This window comes from Vibrio sp. 10N.222.49.C9 (genome assembly GCF_041474985.1).
GTDB classification, from domain to species: Bacteria; Pseudomonadota; Gammaproteobacteria; order Enterobacterales; family Vibrionaceae; genus Vibrio; species Vibrio crassostreae_C.
On record NZ_JBFRVD010001533.1, the window covers coordinates 1 to 370 of the forward strand.

Here is a 370-nt window from a genome sequence, read left to right on the forward strand (position 1 = left end):
GTATATTTGTCACGCCTAGGCATTATAATTTTACTCAATAGATGAATAGTGGTTTTTGGCGTAAATGCCGATAAGTAATGAAAAGGAGATAGTGGGTGAAAGAGATCGATAGATTAAAGATTGAGGTGTCAGCAAATTTTTCTGTCGCTATTGCCGAGATTAATAAGACGGATTCAGCGGTTGCTCGAATCTGCGTAGAAACAGCGCAAGCGAAAGCGGAAGAACTGCTTAATAAGGTGCTTGCTTTGCCAGCGGTCAACTCTGATGACAAGGCGCTTATTAGTAAGCTTCGCACTGACATTGCAATCTTGGAGAGAGAAAAGCACGATTTGGATGTGAGGGCCAAAGCTCTTAAGAGTGAGTGTACTGT

At 42.2% G+C, this 370-nt stretch carries 1 protein-coding gene; it reads left to right on the forward strand.

What is annotated here, in order from left to right:
- Window positions 1–95: 95 nt before the first annotated feature.
- Window positions 96–370: hypothetical protein (locus AB4585_RS29115; RefSeq protein WP_372172287.1), on the forward strand; the 275-nt coding region annotated here is incomplete at its 3' end.